The organism is Treponema sp. R80B11-R83G3, assembly GCF_054786115.1.
This window is the reverse complement of the sequence record NZ_BDHF01000152.1, coordinates 1-2591: the sequence shown is the minus strand read 5'-3', so window position 1 is coordinate 2591 and position 2591 is coordinate 1. Positions and strand designations below refer to the sequence as shown.

The window sequence follows — 2591 nt, the reverse complement described above, 5'->3', positions numbered from 1 at the left end:
GCCCTGCCCATCGCAGCGCAGTCCGAGAGCAAAGCGAGAGTAGACCCACCCACCCGGCGCGCGGGGCAGGGGGTAATAATTCAGTATTGACTTCGTAGTGCTGAACTGCCCATAAGATTAAAACAAACAAAAAACACATTCCCTATTTGTCGCGCTCCCAATTACAAAATAACAAACATAATAAATAAATCCCTCTCTACGCGCATACCAAGCTAAGAGCAATACAGCAACAGCCCGAACCCATAAATTTATAAAAAGTAAAAATTCGCCCTCAGTACTTATTCGCTCCCAATAACATTAATTCAGACACGCCACATCATCCCCGCTCCAGAGTCGCCACCCTCTTAAAGCCTAAAGGTTAAAATTGCTCCGTTCCGCTGCGCTCCACTACGCAATTTTTTCGGTAGAGACCGCCCTTTTTTGTGCGGACATTCGATGTGCTATCCAAAAAATCTGGATAAAAATGGACAAAAAAGTATGGCAAGGGCAAAACGCAAAATTTAATAAAAATGAAAACACGGCATAATCCACACAGGCAAACTTCGCGCCCATGCCCAACATCGTGTTGGGCATGGGCATGAAAAAAAAAGCTAATCCTCACGCTTTTTTTTTCTAAAATAATTCCAAAATGGCATAATAACAACGGCGTACCGCCGGACGTGTTTTAACACAACAACAAAATAAAACGCCATACTTTTTTGTCTAAAATTATAGGCAAAAAGAAAATAAATAAAAGGCACAAAAAACCCCGGCAACCCGCCCTTCGCAAAATGCCGCTAAACACGCATTATAAAACCCGTGTGGGCAAGTCGCAGTACGCCCCACCCGCCAGCGCGACCCACAAGCGCAGCGAAATACGGCGGCTACGTTGAGGCGGTTAAAATTATCGTACCCCCCCCTGCCGCCGTGCTACCCCCCCTAATTTTAATAAGGAAACTTTTGCGCCTTCCGCCTGCCCATATAACAAAAGACCCGTAAAAATCAAATTTGCCCGACCTCATTTAAATTAAAAAACGATTAAGCATAAAACGCTAAATTATATGGTCAGGCTACAGGCGCAAAACTAACTATTAACCGGCTCAAAGGGGGGGAGCAGCCCACTCCCGTTGGTCGTGTGCTGTAAGGAAGAAAAAAAGGCAAACATCCATGTTTGCCTTTTTTTTCAGATACAGCGGCGTCCATGCCCGCAACCGCCTCAACTCCGCCGCAGAAAGGCGTAGTTTGCCCCACCCGGCGTGTCGCATAACAACAGGCGGAGCGGAATACGCACACGGCTAACGTAAATAAAACAGCCTTCCCAAATTCCGTAACTAAAAAAAATAAATCGCCGATGACCCCCTGCGAAAAAACCGCCATAGAAAATTATCGAAAATTAAATCTTTATAAAAGGCGGCTTTTTCGCAGGGGGCAATTTTCTAAATAAACCGCTCTCGTTTGATAAATAAAAAAGCGAGTGTTTTACTCCCTCTTGGAATTACAACCTGTTAATTTTAATCGATGAAACCCCCGCCCGATAATGCACGGCGTTAAGCCGTGTTGATAAATAATTCTTCATGGTGTGGCGCACAATAAAATCCCCACTTGTAAAAATGCGGCGAACCTTTAGGTGAGCCAGTGCGCCGTGCTAAAAAATCGCCAGAAAATGAATCATTGAAAGTGTAGCAAATGTAGCATAAAAGACGAATTTGCCACTTCTATATATATATTATATATATTTATAAGTTTCCTTTTTTTTTATTTAAGATACACAAATAAAAAAAAATATAGTAATAGGTGATAATTGGGAGTAAAAAGGAGCAACAGGGAGCAACAAAAAAAGTGTAGCATAATCCTTTGTTAATCCTACATAACCATACACCATGATACACGAATTTTTTCTCTTGGCAGCATGGATGCTGCTGTTACCAATGCTTGGTGAAGTTTTTACATCGTAAAAACTTCATGCAATAAAACTGGCATGGAGGCCATTTTTATTGCGGGGGGCGTGCGCGTCCCCTAAAAAAGCCATAATTTTGTAATTGGAAATTTTAACAATGTAGTAAAAGATTTTCTCGCTTTGTTTTTTGTTTTTTATCGCTAACAGATAGCAATACAGAGCAACCAGTAGCAACAGGGAGTAATACAAAAATCAATCAAATTATAATTCGTGTTTTCACTACCGAAAATTAAGGGGGCAGGGGGGAACCGATAACCGCGCCCCGTCAAGGGGCGTAGATGAAAAAATCGGCATGGCGTGGCGCACAATAAAATCCCCACTTGTAAAAATGGTCGAAACAAACCGCTCTCGTTTGATAAAAAAAAAGCGAGAGTTGTACTCCCTCTTGAAATCCCAACTTGAAAATTTTGTCGCTAAGACCCCTATGCGAAAAAACCGCCATAAAAAATAATTGAAATTTAAATCATTAAACAAGGCGGTTTTTCCGCAGGGGCAATGGCTGATAATAACCGCTACCCAATGACTGAATGACCCGATGACCGCCACATTAACTCAGTTTCAACATCTCCCTATAACCTCTTATAATATAAATATATTATTTTATTATTAGTCATTAAGTCATAAAAAAAATATATATATATAAATAATATATATA

The 2591-nt window shown here is 41.2% G+C and carries 1 protein-coding gene; it reads right to left on the bottom strand.

All coding sequences use genetic code 11. The features are described 5' to 3' along the window. Positions 1-1044 precede the first annotated feature (1044 nt). On the bottom strand, positions 1045-1356 hold the full coding sequence (locus tag ACYVRH_RS11825) for a hypothetical protein (protein ID WP_461252939.1): 312 nt from the start codon (positions 1354-1356) through the stop codon (positions 1045-1047). Between the last annotated feature and the right edge of the window lie 1235 nt (positions 1357-2591).

Coding starts and splice junctions, on each gene's coding strand:
- ACYVRH_RS11825 (WP_461252939.1), bottom strand. CDS start 1,356: ATGGCGGTTTTTTCGCAGGGGGTCATCGGCGATTTATTTTTTTTAGTT.